Genomic DNA, 1,767 nt, shown 5'->3' on the forward strand with positions numbered 1-1,767 from the left:
TCTCTGGTCCAGATGATCAACGCCCGTTATGCGGCGTTCGGCTACGATCAGCGCCTTGAAGCTGTTTGCGCGGAGCGGGTTTTCTATGTGGCCAATCACCCCGCCCATCATCTTGTCAGTGCCGATGCGCGTGGTTTCACGTCTTCTGGCCCCATGAGCGATTTCATCGCGCGTTTTGCGCAGGCCTATCGTGCGGAGATGGAGGCGTTTCGTGACATGATTGTGCAAGGCCGCCCACCGCTTGCCACGTTGTGTGATGGTGTGGAAGCGCAGAGATTGGCAGAGGCCGCAGCGCTCTCGCTGCAAACCGGCAGGCCTGTCGATGTCGCATCTGTCCGGTAAAAGCGCATAAGACTCTGCTGAAAATGCCCCCGAACCAACCCCGATAATATCCCGGAATACATTCGTTTCATGAATGCTGCATATAGGTCCTAGAATAATTCATGCTCTAATCCTGCATCGCATTCAGGGGCTAGTCTTCTCGCCAGACAGAATGAAAAGCGAGGAGAGCCCTGAATATGGCCGAGCTTGATCAGACATCCCTGCATTCCACGACAGCGCGAAAGGCTTTCGGCGATATCGCCCCCGATCTCGCACGCTATACCGATCGCGTCCTTTTTGACGATGTGTGGGCCCGTCCCGGGCTGACGCCGCGCGATCGCTGCATGGTTACCATTACCTGCCTGATTGCGCTTTATCGCGGCAATGAGCTGGGATTTCACCTGCGCAAGGCGCTCGATACCGGCGTGACCGAGAGCGAAATCATCGAGATCATCACGCATCTGGCCTTTTACTCCGGCTGGCCCACGGCCTCGACGGCGCTTGGCATTGCACGACAGGTCTTTGAGGACAAAAAGGAGACGACACGATGAACCAGCCGGTTTCAGGAAAAGTGGTGGTTATCACCGGGGCGAGCAGCGGGCTGGGCGAGGCAGTCGCGCGCCGTCTTGCTGCAGAAGGGGCCAAAATCGTTCTGGGGGCTCGGCGTCTCGACAGGCTTGAAGCCCTGGCGGATTCCCTTTCCATCGGGCGTGATGCTGTCAAGAAAACCGATGTCAGCCGCAGCGCCGAAGTGCAGGCTCTGGTCGATCACGCCATCGCGCTGCATGGGCGTGTGGATGTGCTGATCAACAATGCCGGACTGATGCCCCATTCGCCGCTTGAAAAGCGCCGCATCGAGGATTGGGATCGCATGATCGATGTCAATCTCAAGGGCACGCTTTATGGCATCGCCGCTGTTCTGCCGCAGATGCAGAAGCAGAAGAGCGGCCATATCATCAATGTGTCTTCAGTGGCGGGGCATAAGGTCGGGCCGGGCGGGGCGGTCTATTCCGCCACCAAATCGGCGGTGCGTGTTGTTTCCGAAGGGCTGAGGCAGGAGGTCAAACCCTATAATATCCGCACCACCATCATCTCCCCCGGTGCGTTGGCGACAGAGCTGACAGACAGCATCACCGATCCGGATACGGCGAAATCGATGAAGGCATTCTACCAGAATTACGCCATTCCGCCGGAATCCTTTGCGGAATGTGTGGTGTTTGCCATGAGCCAGCCCGAGGCGGTGGATATCAACGAAATCCTGTTCCGTCCGACCGCTCAGGAATACTGAGCGAAAGGCGTTGTTTCAGGCCCGATACCGCAAGGCCTCGACAAGCAGTCGAAAGGCTGCCGAAGTATTGCGGCGGCTCGGGTAATAGAGATGGTAGCCGGGGAAGGGGGGGCACCAATCCTCCAGCACGCGAACAAGCCGCCCGGCGGCCACATCAT

At 58.1% G+C, this 1,767-nt stretch carries 3 protein-coding genes and 1 pseudogene; 3 read left to right on the forward strand and 1 reads right to left on the reverse strand.

The annotated features are described in order from the left end of the window. The 3 genes from P792_RS37745 to P792_RS33100 form a co-directional block, all read left to right on the forward strand. A partial coding sequence (locus tag P792_RS37745) for a Gfo/Idh/MocA family oxidoreductase (protein WP_031241409.1) occupies window positions 1–342 on the forward strand: 342 nt, incomplete at its 5' end. Window positions 343–518: 176 nt separating this feature from the next. Then, a complete protein-coding gene (locus P792_RS33095; protein ID WP_023979641.1) occupies window positions 519–872 on the forward strand; it encodes a carboxymuconolactone decarboxylase family protein in 354 nt (117 codons plus the stop codon). Then, window positions 869–1,609 (forward strand): SDR family oxidoreductase, encoded by a 741-nt coding sequence (locus P792_RS33100; protein WP_023979642.1) that lies wholly within the window; start codon window positions 869–871, stop codon window positions 1,607–1,609. The genes P792_RS33095 and P792_RS33100 overlap by 4 nt, the downstream gene beginning before the upstream one ends. Window positions 1,610–1,624: 15 nt before the next feature. Here the strand turns inward: P792_RS33100 and P792_RS39165 are convergent. Next, window positions 1,625–1,767: pseudogene (locus P792_RS39165) on the reverse strand (LysR family transcriptional regulator); the annotation flags it as partial.

The organism is Asaia sp. SF2.1 (genome assembly GCF_000505765.1).
GTDB lineage: Bacteria > Pseudomonadota > Alphaproteobacteria > Acetobacterales > Acetobacteraceae > Asaia > Asaia bogorensis.